The sequence below is a fragment of the Butyrivibrio sp. FCS006 genome (assembly GCF_000424525.1).
GTDB lineage: Bacteria > Bacillota > Clostridia > Lachnospirales > Lachnospiraceae > Butyrivibrio.
Window position 1 is genome coordinate 20308 of record NZ_KE384205.1, and the last position, 18706, is coordinate 39013.

Below are 18706 nucleotides of genomic sequence, written 5' to 3' on the forward strand. Positions count from 1 at the left end.
CCGGGGTCTTAGGCTTTATCAATATATCAATAATCAACTTTCATCATACAGAGGCCCTGAGGAGGAGCTGTAGGGCCGGACCTTTGACGGTCACAGGCATTTAATATCTCTTCCATTTCCTCGGGTTTTATGTTTCCAAAGCCTACCTCTAAGAGTGTTCCGGTGAGGATCCTTACCATGTTCTGCAAAAATCCGTTGCCGTGAAAGTAGAATCTTATATAGTTTCCGCTCTCCTCAATGTTGATGGTATCCACGCATCTGACAGTGGATTTCTTCATCTTGGCATTTCCGCAAAAGCTCTTAAAGTCATGAGTTCCCACAAGAACTTCTGTTGCCTTTCTCATGGCTTCTATGTCGGGCTTTTTATCAAGTATGGTCACATACTTTCTGTCAAAGACCGGCTTACTCTTTCCGTACCAGCAGGTGTATCTGTAGGTCTTTCCAAGAGCATTGTATCTTGCATGGAACCTCTCCGAGCATGCCTTAACCTCATTCACGCTGATATCATCCGGAAGATACTCGTTCATGTACTCCTGAATCTCTTCCTCTGTCATATCAGTATCAAGAACAGCATTGGCTGTCATGGCTCTGGCATGAACACCTGCGTCGGTTCTTCCGGCGCCGATGACATTTACAGGGTTATCGGCCGGAGCATTTATCATCCTGGAGAGCACCGACTCAAGCTTACCCTGGATCGTCATGTCTTTTCCCGGCTGTCTCTCCCAGCCAAAGAACCTGGTTCCATCATAACTTATGATAAATTTGTAATTGCGTTTCATAAAAAGGAAACCTCAATCTAAAGATTTATTATAATAACGTGCGAGAAAACCCCTTCCGATGAAGTCGGTTGTGGTATGAATCGCACTGATGTTTAAATTTTGTAATATAAGAACATATGTTTGCCAAAAGGCTGCAAAAGTGCTATAATACTAGCATAAGACAAGTTTTGGAGCAGCTTCTATGGATGAGTATATCTACCTCAGATATCAGTACCGCATATATCCCAATGACTTACAAAAAGCAAAAGCACAGATTACTGCTGACTGCTGCAGGTTCATCCACAACTACTATCTGAACCTGAGAAGCCTTGCATGGCGCACTCAGCACCGCAGTATGAACTACAATGCCTGTGCAAATGACCTGAAGTACTTAAAGCTTGTCTACCCCTGGCTGGCGCAGGCTGACTCCATGGCACTTCAGGAGGAGCTCAAAGACCTCCAGAGATCCTTTGAGAACTTCTGGCGTGGCGATGCTTCTTATCCCTTATACCATGCCAAGAAAAGTACAGGACTCTCATTCAGGACACGCAATCAGTCTGATGGCATAAGGATATCTGCCGATAATAGGTACATCCATCTTCCTAAGCTTGGCTGGACAAAGATCAGGCTTTCTCGTCAGGTTCCAGGAATAATAGAAAATGCCACCCTAATACAAAAGCCTTCGGGGAAGTATTTTGTATCACTGACGGTAAAGATAGCATCATCTGTTGTTACAAAACGCAATGACGGAAATGAGCATGGCCTTGATCTGGGACTTAAGTCATTCTATATCCTGGACGATGGGACAAAGAAAGATAATCCCAAATACCTGTACAGATATGAGAATAAGCTAGTCAGAGAACAGCGTCGTCTTTCACGTATGAAGAAAGGTTCTTCAAATTGGCGTAAGCAGAAGCTCAAGGTTGCACGCCTTCATGAAAAGATATCAAATACAAGACATGACTTTCTGCATAAAGAGAGCACGTATCTTGCCAGGAAGTGTTCCCTTCTATGTATTGAAGACCTAAATATAGCAGGGATGACAAAGAACCACAGACTTGCAAGATCCATAAGTGATGTATCATGGTCAAAGTTCATATCAATGCTCGAATATAAGATGGCGCTTCATGGTGGCATGCTTGTAAAAGTACCAAGGTTCTATGCCTCAACACAGACCTGTCATATCTGTGGACACAAGGAGCCGAAAACCAAAGCCCTTAGTATCCGCAAATGGACATGTCCTGAGTGCAAGGCTATGCATGACCGAGACGTAAATGCTGCGATCAATATCCTGAGTAAAGGACAAACCTTGCTGCATTCAGTAGCATAAACGAAATATAGGTACCGTAGGGACTACGGGAACCAAACGCCTGTGGACACCGTGGGGAAAACTCACCAGGATATTTCTGTGTGAGATAATAACCCGGGTGGCTGAAGCAGGAATCCACTTCCGTCATAGACGGTGGTGGTAGTTCAACTGATTTCAATCTTAACACAAACGCTTACTGCCTTGCCATCTCTTATAGCTATAGCATCATCACCGGATACTGTGTTGCCGCGGAAAGTCTTGGTATCTCCGTTTGCATATGATACGGAGATTTCCTTGATCTCATAATGTCCCGGGATCACATCACTCTTTGCATCAATCTCATATGTGATATTTGTGTCTGCTAAAAGAGTGCTCTCCACCGTGTACTTACCTGCCTCGTCCTTAATAAGATACTCAGGAATTGCAGGAGCAGGAGCAAATACGAGCTTATCATCCTCGCACTTAAAGATGTTCTTACCAAAGAACATGAGCTTCCACATGCTAATAAACTCAATGGTTGAACCTGAAAGTCTTGCAACAAAGCCTTTTCCGTGGATAGCCTTGTTGGGGTTCATGCTGCTTGCAATAAAGGAAGAATTCTCAAGTGTGCTTCTTCCGTAGACTTCCTTATCAAGGAATGGAATTGCCTGCATCTTGAAGTCCTCAAAGAACTCACTGTAGAGTCCGCTCCTTAAGAGCTCAAGCAGATACTTGTACTCCATGTGAAGCCAGATTGACTCATTCTCAAGCCAGCCGGGGGTGAAGGACTTACATCTTCCATACTCAAAGCTTGCGTTCTCAAGAGAAGCGTTAACCTTGTACATGGAGAGCTTTTTATCAAAGAGGTCACTATTCTTAATTCTGTCGTAGATCTTTTTCTTCTCGTCGTAAGTATTCTCAAGCTTAAAGAATCTTACAGGTCCCTCAAGGAAGTAAGGAACGTTCTGAACCTTGAAGCTCTTTGGATAGATTCCGTCTTCCTTCTTGTCGTACTCAGAAGCTTCGAAGGTGAAGTATCCCGGAGCAATTCCCTTGCCGAGGTCAAAGGCCTTGGATACACCCTTTTCAAGTCTCTTTTCCATCAGGCTAAGAATCTCTGCAGCTTCCTTTGAAGAAATAGTCTTCTCTTCATCAAAGAGCTTGCCATAGACCTCTCCTCTATAGCTTTCAAGTACAGCATTTCTGTTATCCCACAGATCAAAATCAGAGGTAAATCTTGTTTCAATATCCTTAAGACTCTCGATGAATTCAATACTGTCAGTAGGAAGTGTGATCTCAGCATCAAACTTTGAAATTGCATCCTTAGTAAATCTGATCATTCTAAGGAGCTCATAACTCTCATTCATGGATGAGCCAAACATTCCCGGCATACCGTTAAGAGCATCGTACCATCCGGGCTTTCCGCCCTCCATCATAACGCCCATACCTTCAGGATCAAGGGCTGCAAACTTGCAGGCTGATAAAAGGACAAGCTTGGACAAAAGACTCATCTCTATATCCCTGCCCTCTGCATAGGTCTCAAAGCTGCCTTCCTTCTTGGCATTATCTCTTTTTGTCAGATAGTAGTACTGACGAAGACCGTTCTCAGTCTCCTCGTATTTCTTATGTCTTGGAAGGATCTCTACCTTTGCCTCAAAGGCTTTAACCCTTGTATCTACCAAAAGCTCTTTTTCCTTGTCAGGATAAACCTCAAGGAAGTCCTCAATAAGGTCGAGGTTGTAGGTCCAGTGATCTGACCAGTAGCCCTCACCGAAGTCGCCGTTGATGGTCTCTGTAGCCTTCTCCATCACCTTGGAAAAGAGCTCTTCGCACTCCCTGTCGGAGATTCCCTTCATGGAATCCTTGATTGCAGAAACCAGCTCGCCCGGTGTAAATGGCTGCTTAAGCTCAACTTCACCAAGGACATTCGGGTTTACAGTAAACCTGAGCTGCTCGATCTTAAGCGGATTGTAGCCATCCATCTGGATAAGTGAGTAGAATCTCTTTATATTCTCATCACCGACTATGCGGCTGAAGAATGTATCGCATCTTCTGTTCTGGTTGACATCTCTGAAGTTACCGTTGCCCTGTGAATAGAACTCAGGTGACATTGAGAAGTAGTTGTAATCTCTCTCAAGATCGCCGTGCTTCCTGGAATATACATAGAAGGTATGTCCTCCGGGAAGTGAGATTGGCTTACCTCCTCTGAGAACGTTATCCATGTAGTTGTATCTTGTGTAGTCATCAAAGGCCTTGTTTGCAGTTGATGTTGCAACATCTGCTGTAAGCTCGTCTGTGAGTCTCTCAGCCTCTTCAAACTTCTCTTCAAAATACTTTGGATCAATATCTCTTTTAAGGAAATCATCAAAGATATCCTTGTTTCTTACCTGTCCGATGAGCTCATAAAGAGTCATGCTCTCTCCGCTGCCAAGAGTTTTCTTCTTAGCAAAGAAGCATGTCGGGAACTCGTTTGATACGTTCTGCTCTTTGGTCACAAGCTCGTCAAAGCCTGTTTCTGCAAAACCTACAGCCTCTGAAAGAGAAAGGTCATACGCAAATACAAGTCCGGGATCAACGATGGTGTGAAGGTCATTTCCGTCTTCATCAACAGCAAAACCGAAGTTTCCGCCGGGAACTTTCTTAACTACCGCAGAGTCCTCCATTGAGAAACGTACTCTGAAGAACGGTCTCTTTTTATCTGCATCCTCAACCTGCATGTATGCCTTGGTGGTCTGTACCATGTTCTTCATTACATCCATCATGCAGCCGTAAGGAATAAGCGCAGGCATTCCGTCAAGGACTTCAAGCTCACGGCTCTCAGCGCCTGTGTTGGTGATGGTCACCATTCTCATAAGAGCTCCGATCTCCTCACCCGGAAGAGTTGCATACTTAACCTTTACATCAAAGCCGTGCTCCCTGTCGTCATCCTCGATGGTAAGGGTGTTCATATGGATCTCCATATCGGCATTTGCTGTGTTTTTTACAAAGGGCTCATAGACCATCCCGTTTGTCTTAATGAAGGTTCTAAAGCCTGTTCTTGAAACATTCTGATATGCTGTATGCGCAGGGTAGAACTCCATGATGCTGTGATCCTTATCCTGCACGCCAAAGCTTACTACAGCCTGTCCCCTGTTTACGTAGTAGCACCAGATAGGCGTTCCCTTGATTCCGGCAATTCCCGGAAGAAAGCTGGCGAAGGGACTCTTCTTGCCATAGCCCTTCATTACGTCCTTAACTTCATTCATGTTTTTCATCAACACACTCCTCATAAATATTATAAGTAAACTTCAATTGTATGCTTTCCATCAGAAAGACTGTCAATTTCTGCTGCAGTAAGTACAGCTCTCTTTCCGTCTTCCACTGTCATGTCTTTGCCATCGACAACAGCCTTGCTCACCTGATAATCACCAACTTCCTTTTTGCCGGAGTTGATATATCTTACCTCGAACTCTTTTCCCCTGAATGGAAGTGTTATTGCAGCAATTCCGTTATCGTCAAACTGCTCTGCCAAAAGAGCCGGCTGCATGCATAAATCTCCTGCCTCTCCCCTTACTCCAAAGCTCTGGGTAACAACAGTCATCATCATCCAGCTTGCAGCACCTGTGAGGTAGTTATAAAGACCTCTTCCCTCTGCGTTAAAGTACTCCGGAACGCCGGGATAGATCCTGCTGACTTCAAAGTTTGAAGAAGCCCTATACAGTGAGTTAAGCGCCTTGTAGCCTTCCTTCGCAAAGCCCCTCTTGTACAATGCGTTTCCGAACATAACTGCCATATGGGAAAAGACAGCTCCGTTCTCCTTATCGCCGTAGGAGAAGCCGAACATTCTTCCGAGGTCTGTTCTAAGGGCCTTAAAATCTGTATTTAAGCGATATCCGCCGATGCCTTCTTTGTAGAGGTACTTATTGGCACTCTTTATGATCTCTTTTACGTTTTCTTCCTTGGCAGTACCTGACATTACAGAGAAAACCTGGCCTGTGAGCATCATTCTCACATTCTTGCCATCCGGAGTATCAAACTCTCCCTCTACTCTCTTGCCGTTGTCGTCATAATATCCGTTGAACCAGCCGTTTCCTTCAGAGTCTGTTACCCACTCTTTTTCTCTTATCTGGTTCATCATAAACTCAGCCTTTTTCTCAAGAGCAGCTGCGATATTTTCTAATGAGATTTCCTCTTTATCTCCTGAAACTGCATGGGATACCTTGTCCATGTAGCTCATAAGAAGTGATCTCTTCTTCTCAGGTGATGAAAGAAGATCTGCGCCGTCAGCAAAGATCAGTTCCTTAAGCTCAGCTGCAACAGGGGCTATAGCCTTGCCTGTTCTCTTTGCATAGAGTCTTATATACTTAGCGATATCAACAAGATTTCCTGCATATCCACATGTGAAAGCAACGCTCTCACCCTTGTGTGTTGCCATATCAAGAGCATCGTTCCAATCAGCGCCGCGAAGTCTTATCTCGCCGTTATCTCCGACATCATAGATTGCAGATACATTCTCGATAAGTATGTGCTCAAGTACGCTGCCCTGATACTCTGCGCCGTTTTTGTCCTTCTGGACAACGCCGTATTCTTCGCCATACTCGGCATCTCTCTTTTCTGCTCTGCAAACAAGAGCATCCTTAAAGTAAGTAGCATTCTCACCAAGGATCTCGATGTCTCCTGTCTGATCCATGTAAAGCTTAAGTGTAAGGAATGGCCAGAAGCCGTGATCCATCCACACACGTGGAATTCCGTTTCTGTCTGCCTTGAACTCGCCGGGCTTATCGCCGATGATGGTGGCATTGGTGCCATCAAATCTTACACCCTTAAAGTTGTCGATGATCATCTTCCTTACGCCGTCGGGATCCGTAAGAAGGAGTGCAAGGCAGTCCTGCCACAAGTCTCTCCATCCTCTTCCGCCTCGTCCGTAGTCGTGGTGAGGAAGGAATGAGCAGCCGTAGATCCTTCGCAGCTGTGGCTGGAAGGTGATCCATTCCATATAGTTATCAAAGCCTGCATCCCCGGTCTTTACGTGGATGTTTGTCAGGTTGTTCCAGTAGTCTTTTGTTTCTTCGAAGATTCTGTCTGTATCTTCGGCTTTTGTGATAGCTAAAAGAGCGTTTGCAATGTCTTTTTCCGGATCTGTTGTTGCGCCGATTGCAAGCCTAAACGATACGGACTCGCCCTTCTTAAGAGTTACTTTCTCAAACTTAAGGGCGCCGATCATCTCTTTTCCGTCAACGTTAAACGGTGCCTTCTTCCAGGAAGAAGAGGTGATATCAAGAACGGTTCTCGGGCGCAAAAATGTTCCGCCCTCACCGATATATAAATCCGCATCAGCAATGATTTCTACAGGTTTAGCGCCGTTTACTCCTGAGCCGAGAACAAAGTATGTGGTGTCGTTTATCTGATGACCTCTCTCATCAAAGGACAAAGTGGGCTTGACCACTACGCCGCTCTCACATACCTTAGCCCTGTTTAAAAGAGCTGTGACATGCCTGTGGTCTCTTAAGTTATCTGCGCTTCTTCCGTAGATCGGGATTGCTGCCACAGGGGTAAAAGTGGTCTCAGTGTCAGAATCATTGGTGATCTTAACGGTCATGATCTCTGAAGGAGTATCAAGGAGTGAGATGATTGTAACCTCTGCGGTCATGTTTCTCTTCTTGTCTGTCCTTGTGACCTTCTGCCACATGCGTCCGCCTTCAAGAACCACCTTGTCCTCAGCATCGGTAAATCTCTCTGCTTCCTGCAAAGCAGATGATCCGCATGCTGACCAGATCCCATCCTCATAGGCGCAGAAGAAGTTCCTTGTATCTCTGTCGCTGTGAAGGTTGGAAATGCTCTTTGGTGCTATAAGGAAGTGGTTCTGATCAAGCTTGGCATCTCCGCCAAAATCAGGTGAAACCGCACTTCTAAGGCCGGTGTTGCCGGCAACGGGAATGTAAAGTCCACTGCTGTGCTGTGGGTTCTCCATCCTGAAGTCTCCGCCTTTACCGGTAAATGTGTATCCGCTCATGTTAGTTGTCCTTTCAAGCAAGTGTTAGTCAAATTTTAAAATAGTGGTCAGGATGCGTTTTGCACAAGGCTCGATATCTGCTCTTGTAATAGCGCCCATCTCCATAGCTTTCTTAACTCTGTCAGGGAATCCACAGGCCATCTTAAGATCGTTCCCTGCCTTGATCTCCTTGTAGTGCTCTCCTCTTGTCCACCAGTCGGAAGTTACCATTCCCTTGTATCCCCACTCATCGCGAAGGATTCCTGTAAGGAGGTCTCTGTTCTCAGATGCTCTCTGTCCGTTGATGGCATTGTAGGAAGACATGATTGTGTAAGGCTCAGCCTCTTTTACTATTATCTCAAAGGCCTTCAGATATATCTCTCTGAGTGCTCTCTCTGAAACTCTTGAATCGCTGTGCTTTCTGTTGGTTTCTTTATTGTTGCAGGCGAAGTGCTTAACACTTGCACCTACGTTGTTACTCTGGATTCCTCTTACCATGGCTGCTGCCATTCTTCCTGTAAGGTAAGGATCTTCTGAGTAGTACTCGAAGTTACGTCCGCACATAGGATTTCTGTGGATGTTGATGGCAGGTGTAAGCCATACGCAGAGGTTGTTCTCTTTAAGTTCCTCTCCTCCTGCGCAGCCTATCTGCTCAGCGATCTCACGGTTCCATGTGCATGCAATAAGTGTTGAGCATGGGAAAGCTGTTGTAAGTACTCCGGTCTCGGGAGCAATACGAACACCGGCAGGACCGTCTGCTGTCTGAGCATTTGGAACACCATACTCAGGGAGGTTACCCATACCAAATACGTTTCCTACACCTGTGTTTGGCTGTCCTCCAACGAGATGAATAAGGTCTTCATCTGAAAGCTGTGCCATGAACTCATCTATAGTTACCTTGCCCTCAGCCACATCAAAGAAGGTCTTAGCGCCCTCTTTAAAAGGCCTTGTGAGGTAATGCATCTCTCTGCTTCTTACAAATGGAGTAAGGGCCTCTTCTGTGCCGGGCTCCATCTTTTCAAAGATGCATTCATTTATATCTCTGGCTGCGCCCAGTGGAAGTTCCTCGTAGCTGCCATCTGATATCATTCTCTTCTTAAGAGATACAGGGCCTGCCTTGTGGCTGAGCTTCTCTACTGTGATATCCTCAGCATTCTCCCAGGTAAAGTCAGTCTTCTTCGCATCTCTTACGCTGTTTCCGATAAAGAACTCGTAGCTTCCCTTCTCGAGAACGTAACATGCATCTGCTACCTTGCCGAGGTCATCATAGGAAGCCATTGCTTTCTTTGTAACTGTAAGAGTTATGTCCTGACTCTCGCCGGCTGACAGCTCTTTTGTCTTGACGAAGTCGCCCAGTGCTCTCTCAGGCTTACCGAGCTTGCCCTGTGGTGCCTTGTAGTAGAGCTGAACAACTTCCTTACCTGAAACTTTTCCTGTGTTTGTAACCTTTACATCAAAACTAAAGCTATCCTCAAGCTCTTTTGCCCCGGTAACTGTGATGTCAAAGGTTGTATAAGAAAGACCGTATCCGAAGGGATAGATAACCTTATCCCTCGCTCCCGGAATTGTCTCGAAATATCTGTATCCGACATAGACGTCCTCTGTGTACTCAACATAATCAAAGGACTCGTGGAAATTCTCTGTTGAAGGATAGTCCTCAAGTCTTGCAGCAAAGGTATCTGCAAGCTTACCTGAAGGGTTAATCTCTCCGAGAAGAATGTCAGCAGCTGCATCTCCGCCTTCCATTCCGCCCTGGTTCATGTACAGAGCAGCATTTATGCTATCGTCTCCTGCGATAAAGCTGCAGTCAATGATTCCGCCAACGTTAAGGACAGCGATGACATTCCTAAAGTTCTCCTTGGCTGCCTTTATCATCTCTTTCTCCCCGGCATTAAGGTAAAAATCTCCGTCAGGGAAAATCTCCGATGAGAAGGAAGGCATGCTTCTGCTCTGAGGCCAAGGATTAAACTCCTGATTGCACTCAATGCTGCTGCGATCCCAGCCCTCGCCGGAGAACCTGCATATCATAACAATAGCAGTATCTGAAAATGCTGCTGCATCCTTGAGCATATCCGCAGGAACAGGAACTTCTTCAGTCATTCCGGGAACTCTTCCGGAATCATACTGCTTTTTCATTTCTTCTTTATATAGATTGATCAGGGGTTCATAGACTGAGACGCCCTTAGACTTTAGGCCGTCGTACAAAGAATGTATATAGGCACAGTAAACATCGCCTGAACCGCCGCCACCTTTTACGTAGTCAACGGCCGCCTTGCCCATAAGGACAAGCTTTTTATCTGAGCTAAGAGGAAGTGTACCGTCGTTCTTTAAAAGAACCATTCCCTCCTGTGCTGCCTTTCTGGATACTGCAATGTGCTCACTACTACCGGTTACTCTCCTGTCTCCTCTAAGTGGAAGAGCAGGCTGAAAATTAAGTCTTGCCCATTTTTGCATCAAAAAAACACCTCCATAGAATATAGCCACATTTTACCATTTTTATATGGTATGAAAAGAGCTTTTTTTCTATGAAGGTGTGAAATTTCTATAAATGAGCAGAACTATAAGCCGGGTTATGTCGTGAATGATCATCTATCTAGGACTGCTGTCACCAACAGCCTCAAGCGACCCACCTGAGAGCGAACCGGGCCGGCTCATGGCTCTCTTTTCGGTCTTGCTTCGGATGGGGTTTACATGGCTACTGATGTTACCACCAGCACGGTAGTCTCTTACACTGCCTTTCCACCCTTACCGAATGCAAAGCATTCGGCGGTATATCTCTGTTGCACTATCCTGGGAGTTGCCTCCACCAGACGTTATCTGGCATCCTGCCCTGCGAAGCCCGGACTTTCCTCTCCCGCACCCTTTCGTCTGTGCGGCAGCGATCATCCATCCTGCTCATTAGGAGTCACATTATATCATCTTTTTCTTTTTATAACAAATATTATTATTGCAGTCAGGACAAATGCAGCAATAAGTACTGTTACAACCTCTGCTCCTATCGGACGACCGGAGCCTAGTATAGGTAGCTCATCTTCTGCGCTAACTACAGGTGCTGCTGGCGGCTCAAGAGCTTCTGTCTGCTCCGGAGCATTTACCTGCGCTGAATCCTCTGCCTTCACGGGAGCTTCATCTTTATTAGAATATGTAGGTTCTGCTTCTGTTTCAGCTTCGTTCTCCATAACTGGCGCTTCTGCTGCCTCTTCCATAGCTGGTGCTTCAGATGCTGCCTCTTCCATGGCAGGCGCTTCTGCTGCCTCCATGGCCGGGGCTTCAGATGCTGCATCCATAGCAGGCTCATAGAGTGACGTTGAGCTGCTTGTGTTTGTGATGCCACCGGTAACCTGCGAAACTGCATAGCTTCCAAGCAGTAAAACTGCAAAGGTTGCTGCTATTGCTGCGTATCTCCTAAAAGGTACAACCTTAGACTTAGGTATGTCGACTTCCTTTGGAGCTTCCTCCAGTTGCTTCTCAACATTCTGAAGGATGCACTTTTTCATTTCGTCGTCGACTTTAATATGATCCATTACTTCCTGATACTTACTCAAAATCGTACGCCTCCTTCAAAATATTTTTAAGCTGTGTCCTTGCTCTTAAAAGGTCTGATCTGACAGTCGCCTCCTTACGGTCTAGAATCTTTGAAATCTCTCCTGTTGAGTAACCTTCCTGGTAAAAGAGATGGACCACCTCTCTGTACTTAACAGGAAGCTGCTTAACAGCCTCCCATACAAAGGCAAGATCCTGCTCTTCTCTTCCAACAAGCTCCTCCGAGAGTTCATCTGCCTCCCTGACCTTGTTATATTTGATCTTATTCTTGCTGAGGTTCGATGCCACGGTGATAAGCCAGGCCTTCTCGTGCTCAGGCCCACTAAAATCAGGACTGCTCTGCATATACTTGATCAGTGTATCCTGAAGGATATCCTCCGCATCTTCCATATTATGAAGGTATGAATAAGCAACACGAAGAATCCTGTCCCCATGCTTGTCCATAACTTCTACCACACTCTCCGGCGGTGGTCCTCCGCAAAATAAACTAAAAAACCTGAATACAAATCGAAACATATCTATCTCCCCGAGGATATTGCACCCTCGGGAGATAGTATAACATATCAGCTTCTCTTTGCCATCATTCTTACAAGATCGTAGAATTCTTCTCTGTAATCATCGGTATAATCAAGCTCTTTGTATGCTTTCATAATGTCTTTAAACTCGATGGTTCCTGAGTAATCACTCTCTGAAAGAAGCATTGCAAACTCTGATACAAGACCTGCAAAAGCAAGGTTGTCACTGGGCTTTTCTGTGAACTTCTCTTTATCTGCAACGAAGGTAAGAAGCTGTGATTTGTCCTCATCAGGCTCTTTGTAACGGATCTTGATGGTTGCAAAGTCATCGGAACCTGTATCTACTGCACTTGATTCAACCTGCTGATACTTAAGGTCGATTGCTGACTGCGCACCTACAGGAATGATCTCATAAAGAGCTACTACTGTGTGACCTGAACCAACTTCTCCGCCGTCCTTCTTGTCGTTATTGAAATCTACAGCGTCCATGACTCTGTTCTCATAACCGATAAGTCTGTATGCATTAACAACTGCGGGATTGAACTCAACCTGGAACTTAACGTCTTTTGCTACAGTTACAAGAGTTGAACTCATCTCATCAACAAGCACCTTGTGTGCCTCTGCTTCACAGTCGATGTATGAATAATTTCCGTTGCCGTAATCGGCAAGTGACTGAAGTGCATCGTCCTTGTAATTGCCATCTCCAAAGCCAAGAACTGAGAGGTAAATGCCATCATCCTTTTTTGCCTTGATAAATCTCTCAAGATCATCGGGATCAGAGATACCTACATTGAGGTCACCGTCGGTTGCCATGATAACGCGGTTGTTTCCACCTTCGATGAAGTTATCCTTTGCAATCCTGTATGCCATTTCCATGCCTGCTTCGCCTGCTGTTGATCCGCCTGCATCAAGATTACTTATGGCATTCTTAATTGTCTTTTTATCAGCCATGCTGACACCGTCGAGGATTACAGCCTCTCTGCTGGCATAGGTTACGATTGAAACTGTTCCTTCATCAGGAAGATTGTCCACAAGATCCCTGAATGCCTTCTGAAGAAGAGGGAGCTTGTTCTTGGAATCCATAGAACCTGATACGTCTATAAGGAAAACCAGGTTACTCTTTGGAATCTCGCCGTCAAGCTTATCCTCTGCCTTTACACCAACGAACATAAGCTGGTGCTCTTCATTCCATGGGCAGGTTGCAACTTCTGTAGTTACCCCAAACTTCTCTCCCTTCTTTGGTCCGTTTAAGTCATAGGAAAAATAGTTGATGAACTCCTCGGGTCTTACTGCTGCGGGACTGATGTCAGATGAGCCATATCCCGACTCGATCATTCTCCTGATGTTTGCGTAGGATGCTGTATCCACATCTGCTGCAAAGGTTGAAAGTGGCTGTCCCTGTGTAATGAAGAATCCGTTCTCATCAGGCTTGTCATAGGATTCTGTGTTGTACTCGGGAACAGCGGTAATATCAGGATAATCCGGCGCCGTGTAAGAATATGTAGATTCACTCGCATTGTCAGATGAGCTGAATACATCAAATATTCCTTTTCTCTCTGCGCCTAACAAAGGCTCTTCACAGACCGGAGCTGCTTCGCTTTCATAAGCTGAAGCCGGGCTTTCATAAACCTCCGCTGATGTATCGGTATAAACCTGCGGAGAAGTCTGTGTAGCCGATGTCTGCCCACACCCTGCAAGTGCTCCTGCCATCATGCCTGCTGTTAATAGTAACGATAATGACCTGTAATTCTTTCTCATAATTTTTCCCTCCGATTTATGGCAAGTTTTTTGCCCTTCTAACCTATACACAAATGTAGGTGGAGGAATGTTGCAAAGATTTGAAAAATTTTTTAGTAATTTTTGGGCCTTAAATTTGTTTTGTCGGCCTGACTCAAATTTATCTTCATCTAGGCCGACACCCCTATATCGGAGATTTGATAATCATCGTATTAGTGTGCTAATGACGGAAGCAAACAAATAATACTATGTTTGCTGTATAATGATTTATTATGAAGAGAATACTTGGGATAGTTATGGGGCTTGTGCTTGTTGCTGCGGCTTTTGCAGGCGTTTGGTCCCAGAAGGTGAATAATGGAAATTTAGAGAATCAAACTGAAATGGTTGATGCGATTGATATAAAGAAGCTTTGCGTTTCTGTAAGCTGCGGAGATCACTATGGCTGCGGGACTATCTATGATAGCGACGATAGCTCTTTTATCATAGTTACTGCAATGCATGTGCTTGAGGATTACTATGGTGGAGTTTCAGATGAGATTGTGGTGACATTTGATGATCAGGAGTCATGCGAAGCAACTATTCTAAAAGACTCTGCTACTCTTGATATTGTCTTTTTGAGCGTAGATAAGGGTACTGTATCTGATGATCACTATTCTATTTTCGACTATACATCAGACAAAAACATTTCTTCTGAATCAAGTAACAATGTCAAATCCGATAATACTTTACTTCCGGGCAAGACCATCTACTTTGTAGATGCTAATACCGGTGATATCTATGCAGGAAGCATAGCTTCCCCTTCTGTTTATGCTGAAGATTTCGGTATGGAAATGATCTACTGCTACTGCGCTGTTACTCCGGGCATGTCAGGTACAGGTATGTTTGATGAGGACGGCCACTATCTTGGTATACTGCTTGGAGGTTCTGATGAGGCAGAGGCAGTGTGCCTGGATGCCGGTTCTATAAGGGGTGCATATCTTTACTAATATGATTTTATTCCACCAAGCAGACATGTTTTTGCCACTAAGAAACTGAAATTTCTACATTTGAAGATTTGCCTTGTCTGACTGCATAACAACAGCAGCTATATGAGCTCCATGGTATGATTCTGTTTTTGAAATGCATCACAAAAATGCTCCATATGAAAAATAGTTGGAAATTACAAAAGCTATTCATGGGCCAAGTTCATAAATACTTCATGCCTAACGTTTTCCCTGCATCACAACTACCGGCCTACGGATGCCATGTGATGTAGTTTTGGGTAAATACTATTGCCTTACCCCAAAACCATTTTTGCAGTTTCCAACTATTTTTTAAATAGAAGAAATTTGTGGGGTGGTCGAAATTCAGTTTCCAACCAACGTACATATATAGGCGCGGTGTGATGTAATACAAAAAGGCTGAACCCTCACGGATTCAGCCTTTCTTAATGCATGCAGCATATCTGCACATCTACACTTATACTATATCAAATCAAAACCATCTGAATATCCTGCTAATAGCCTTCGCCACTGAAGCAAGCACTCTAGTAACAGTCTTCACAACAGCAACTATAGTCTTCACAACAGGAATCACAATAATAGGCTCATCAGTTCCGGGCTTATCGGGATCCTCCTGAGGATCTTCCGGATTCTGAGGCTCTACCTGAGGATCATCCGGATTAGTAGGATCTTCAGGTTCATCAATATTTCCGGGATTATCAGGGTTACCCGGCTCATCCGGATTAGTAGGGTCTTCAGGTTCTACTGCCTCTACATCACCTGTCCTGTAGAGATAGAAATCATCCCATGCTCCCCAGGCGCCTGCCTGTGCCTTTACACTGACACCGATAACAACCTCAGTGCCATCCTCGGAAACCTTGATTTCTGTAACTTCAGGATTAGCCCAGTTCTGCCAGCCTGTTACACCGGTCTGAACTGAATACTCTTCGCCGCCATTAACCTTGGCATAAACCACAAACTCTGCAGCATCACCTGCATCTCCGCCTTCGATATAAGTTCCGAGCTTGTAGATACCTGCATCAAGAGTAACTGTCTGCTCTGCTGTGTAATCAATATCAGCATCGTCCCAGAACTTGAGGCAGTATGAACCTGTGCGAACGTTGCTTGAATCAGCCTGTCTTCCAACACAGGAATTAGCATCTGTGATAGTCCACATGGTCATGTCAGAATCCTCAAATCCCGGATTCTTAACATTGTTAACAGGGTTTATTGTAAGAGCACACTTAACTTCGCTGGTCTCTTCATCACCAAGTGAAACGCTTCCACTGATCTCATAAGAACCAACACCTGCAGTAACAGCTGCATCAAGCTCATCTGTATTCCAGGTTACCGGAAGCTCTTTAGTAGTTCCATCTGAATAAGAAACGGTAGCAACTTCAGGAAGTACAACATCCTGTCCGATCTCTACAGTAACAGAATCCACCTTAACAGAAGACACAACGATAGGAGCTGTAGCACCTGTTCTGATGTAGTTGAATATCCTTGCTGTATCAAGAGGATGTCCTGTGAAATCAAACCATGCCTCGTTATCAACTGCTGATCCGCCGTACCAGTCAGCTGCGTCCTTGTCATATGCTCCTGAATAAGAGCTTGCCCAGCCGCTTCCGTATGTCTCCCAGATCTGCTTGTTCTGAGCAAGAATCTCTGCTGCATTATCAGCATCCTCGTCATATACCTGAACCGGAATCCATGCAGGCTCCCAGTAAAATACACCGATGCCGTTCTTTACATTTGCAACTGTGTTAACAACTGCTCTTACAGAGTTTGCCTGGCCCTGAACTGAAACATCATAGTTTAAAGCATCTCCGGACTTGCCTTCATACTCTGTATTTCCATGACCGTCGCCATCCTCAAGAGTGTATACATATGAGGTCTCAGCAACCATCACCATCTTGTCATAAGTATTTGCAATATCTGAAAGAACTGAATTCAGATTATCCAAAGTTCCATGCCAGTATGGATAATATGAAGAAGCAAATACATCATAATCAACTTCATACTTCTCAAGATTTGCAGCATAACCTGCGTATCTTCCGCTGGTCTCAGGATTTGTGAAATGAACTGCAACAAGAATCTGCTTGTCCTTCTTAGAAGCAACAGTCCTTACCCCCTTACTTCCTGCAGAGAATATCTTGGCCATGTTCGCCCAGGTCTTTTCTCCTGCAACGCCGTTGTTGGTCTCGTTACCGATCTGAACCATGCCAACATTTACGCCGCTATCGATAAGGCTCTCAAGACTCGTAGTTGTAAACTCCTCAATTGCCTCTGCCTTCTCATCAACGCTCATAGATGCCATTGACTTAGGAGCAGTCTGTTTGCCGGGATCTGCCCAGAAATCTGAATAGTGGAAATCAACAAGAACCTTCATGCCGGCATTTGAAGCCCATACGCCAATCTTTCTTGCAACTTCCAGATCACAGTTTCCGCCGCCGTAGGAGTTTCCATTGCCATCGGTCGGATCATTCCAAACACGGATTCTTACATAGTTAACGCCACACTCAGCAAGGAAATTAAAGAATCCCTGATCTGATAATTCATTGCCATCGTAGTCATAGAACTTAACGCCGCTGTTCTTCTCTGAAACATATGAACTTACATCAACACCTGTAATAAAGTCCACGTCAGCTGCTGACACCTTCTCAACATATATAGGAGCTTCCACCGAAGTATCCTCTTCCTTGGCAGAAAGAGTAAGGAGGCTCACATTATCGAGATCTCCCCAGTATGATCCGGGAACATCACCTGCAATCGTAAGCTTAACATCGCCATCTTCTGCCATCTCAAACTCATCACTCTCCAGACTGTACCAGTTGTTCCATCCCTTTGTTGCACCAAGTTCTACAGTTGCAAGCTCCTGTCCCTGACTATCCTCTGCCTTAAGAGTAAGCCCTGTCTCTGCCTCTGCTCCCTCGAGAGAGATTGACAACTTGTAAGTTCCTGCAGGAACGGAAGTAAGAGTCTGACTCAGCAAAAGAGCTTTACTCTCCGAAGCGTTATTCCAATAATTAAAGAAATTGGTGGCATTTCCTGTTGCCCACTGATCAGTCTTTACCAGTGTCCCAACGCTGTCGCCGTCAGCATCTGCCATCTCCACATCCCAGGAAGAAGCATCACCGCTCTCGAAATCGCCGTTAGAAACAAGAGTAGTAGCTTTCCACTCTGTTTCTTCACTATTTGTATCACCGGTGTTGTCACTGCCTGTGTTATCATCACCGGTATTTTCATCATCATTATCATCCTCGTCAGAAGTGCCTTCAGCCTTCTTAACAAGCTTAACGCTGTTCAAATATCCCCAACCGTCCTTTGCCACATCAAATGCAGCCTTTACGGTAACTGACTTACTCTCTTCTACAGTAAAATCAAGACTTGATGTCAGCCAGTTATTGTAGCCGGTGAGAGATGTCTTTTCACCATTTGTGTCATCTGCTGATACATAGAAATCTGCACCCTCGCCCATAGCCTCGGCTGTAAGAGTGTAGTCACCAGCCTCAAGCTCTGCATCCTGCGCGAATGTAAGAACTCCATCACCGTTTCCAAACCAGAAATTCACTCCGCTGTCTGACCCATCTGAGGGCTTATTCATCCACTCATCTGATGAATAAGCAAATGTCTTGATGCTGGCTCCGGTTGCATCCCAGTCATCCACATCTACTTTCCAGCCGGCATCTTCGCCCCATATGTCAAAAGACATATCGGAGTTGACCAAAGTTTCTTCTTCGCTGACAGTTTCACCTGTCTCAGCAAAGACCGTTACACCTGATACATTACTAAGCACCATAGCCGCTGTCATCACTGCTGACAACGATCTTTTGAACGTTTTCCCTTTCATATTGTTCCTCCCGATTATTGTTTGTATAGTTCTCTGCCATACCCTTTTGCGCAACCAATTGCGC

The 18706-nt window shown here is 45.1% G+C and carries 10 protein-coding genes and 1 other RNA gene; 2 read left to right on the forward strand and 9 right to left on the reverse strand.

Annotation, left to right across the window (positions count from 1 at the left end; genetic code table 11):
• Window positions 1–26 precede the first annotated feature (26 nt).
• Window positions 27–779, reverse strand: a complete 753-nt coding sequence (gene truA, locus G633_RS0114770; protein WP_026520382.1) for a tRNA pseudouridine(38-40) synthase TruA — start codon at window positions 777–779, stop codon at window positions 27–29.
• Between the two features lie 181 nt (window positions 780–960).
• Here truA and G633_RS0114775 point away from each other — a divergent pair, with 181 nt between their 5' ends.
• The gene (locus G633_RS0114775) at window positions 961–2088 is read left to right on the forward strand and encodes an RNA-guided endonuclease TnpB family protein (RefSeq protein WP_026520383.1); all 1128 of its coding nucleotides are present in this window, start codon (window positions 961–963) and stop codon (window positions 2086–2088) included.
• 143 nt (window positions 2089–2231) lie between these two features.
• Here G633_RS0114775 and G633_RS0114780 read toward each other — a convergent pair whose 3' ends face one another.
• From G633_RS0114780 to G633_RS0114805, 7 genes are all read right to left on the reverse strand, one after another.
• Window positions 2232–5300 (reverse strand): hypothetical protein, encoded by a 3069-nt coding sequence (locus G633_RS0114780; protein ID WP_035771655.1) that lies wholly within the window; start codon window positions 5298–5300, stop codon window positions 2232–2234.
• 20 nt (window positions 5301–5320) lie between these two features.
• Entirely contained in the window at window positions 5321–8038 is a 2718-nt protein-coding gene (locus G633_RS0114785; RefSeq protein ID WP_026520385.1) for a GH36-type glycosyl hydrolase domain-containing protein, read from the reverse strand.
• A gap of 24 nt (window positions 8039–8062) precedes the next feature.
• Entirely contained in the window at window positions 8063–10471 is a 2409-nt protein-coding gene (locus G633_RS0114790) for a glycoside hydrolase family 3 protein (protein WP_026520386.1), read from the reverse strand.
• A gap of 91 nt (window positions 10472–10562) precedes the next feature.
• An RNA gene (rnpB, locus tag G633_RS19620) (RNase P RNA component class A) lies at window positions 10563–10915 on the reverse strand.
• A 17-nt stretch (window positions 10916–10932) separates the two neighbouring features.
• Window positions 10933–11562 carry a hypothetical protein gene (locus G633_RS20180; protein ID WP_051200269.1) on the reverse strand — a complete coding sequence of 210 codons (630 nt, stop codon included), beginning with the start codon at window positions 11560–11562 and terminating at the stop codon, window positions 10933–10935.
• A complete protein-coding gene (locus G633_RS0114800; protein ID WP_196804278.1) occupies window positions 11555–12076 on the reverse strand; it encodes an RNA polymerase sigma factor in 522 nt (173 codons plus the stop codon). The genes G633_RS20180 and G633_RS0114800 overlap by 8 nt, the downstream gene beginning before the upstream one ends.
• Before the next feature lie 47 nt (window positions 12077–12123).
• On the reverse strand, window positions 12124–13833 hold the full coding sequence (locus G633_RS0114805; protein WP_035771656.1) for a vWA domain-containing protein: 1710 nt from the start codon (window positions 13831–13833) through the stop codon (window positions 12124–12126).
• A 251-nt stretch (window positions 13834–14084) separates the two neighbouring features.
• On the opposite strand from G633_RS0114805, the gene G633_RS0114810 reads away from it, so the two are divergent.
• On the forward strand, window positions 14085–14798 hold the full coding sequence (locus G633_RS0114810) for a S1 family peptidase (RefSeq protein ID WP_081664813.1): 714 nt from the start codon (window positions 14085–14087) through the stop codon (window positions 14796–14798).
• A 487-nt stretch (window positions 14799–15285) separates the two neighbouring features.
• Here G633_RS0114810 and G633_RS18675 read toward each other — a convergent pair whose 3' ends face one another.
• Complete coding sequence (locus tag G633_RS18675) at window positions 15286–18642, reverse strand: glycosyl hydrolase 53 family protein (protein WP_051200272.1); 3357 nt, start codon at window positions 18640–18642, stop codon at window positions 15286–15288.
• Between the last annotated feature and the right edge of the window lie 64 nt (window positions 18643–18706).

Excerpts from the sequence above, each read along its gene's own strand:
- truA (WP_026520382.1), bottom strand. The coding sequence starts at position 779 with ATGAAACGCAATTACAAATTTATCATAAGTTATGATGGAACCAGGTTC.
- G633_RS0114775 (WP_026520383.1), top strand. The coding sequence starts at position 961 with ATGGATGAGTATATCTACCTCAGATATCAGTACCGCATATATCCCAAT.
- G633_RS0114780 (WP_035771655.1), bottom strand. The coding sequence starts at position 5,300 with ATGAAAAACATGAATGAAGTTAAGGACGTAATGAAGGGCTATGGCAAG.
- G633_RS0114785 (WP_026520385.1), bottom strand. The coding sequence starts at position 8,038 with ATGAGCGGATACACATTTACCGGTAAAGGCGGAGACTTCAGGATGGAG.
- G633_RS0114790 (WP_026520386.1), bottom strand. The coding sequence starts at position 10,471 with ATGCAAAAATGGGCAAGACTTAATTTTCAGCCTGCTCTTCCACTTAGA.
- G633_RS0114800 (WP_196804278.1), bottom strand. The coding sequence starts at position 12,076 with ATGTTTCGATTTGTATTCAGGTTTTTTAGTTTATTTTGCGGAGGACCA.
- G633_RS0114805 (WP_035771656.1), bottom strand. The coding sequence starts at position 13,833 with ATGAGAAAGAATTACAGGTCATTATCGTTACTATTAACAGCAGGCATG.
- G633_RS0114810 (WP_081664813.1), top strand. The coding sequence starts at position 14,085 with ATGAAGAGAATACTTGGGATAGTTATGGGGCTTGTGCTTGTTGCTGCG.
- G633_RS18675 (WP_051200272.1), bottom strand. The coding sequence starts at position 18,642 with ATGAAAGGGAAAACGTTCAAAAGATCGTTGTCAGCAGTGATGACAGCG.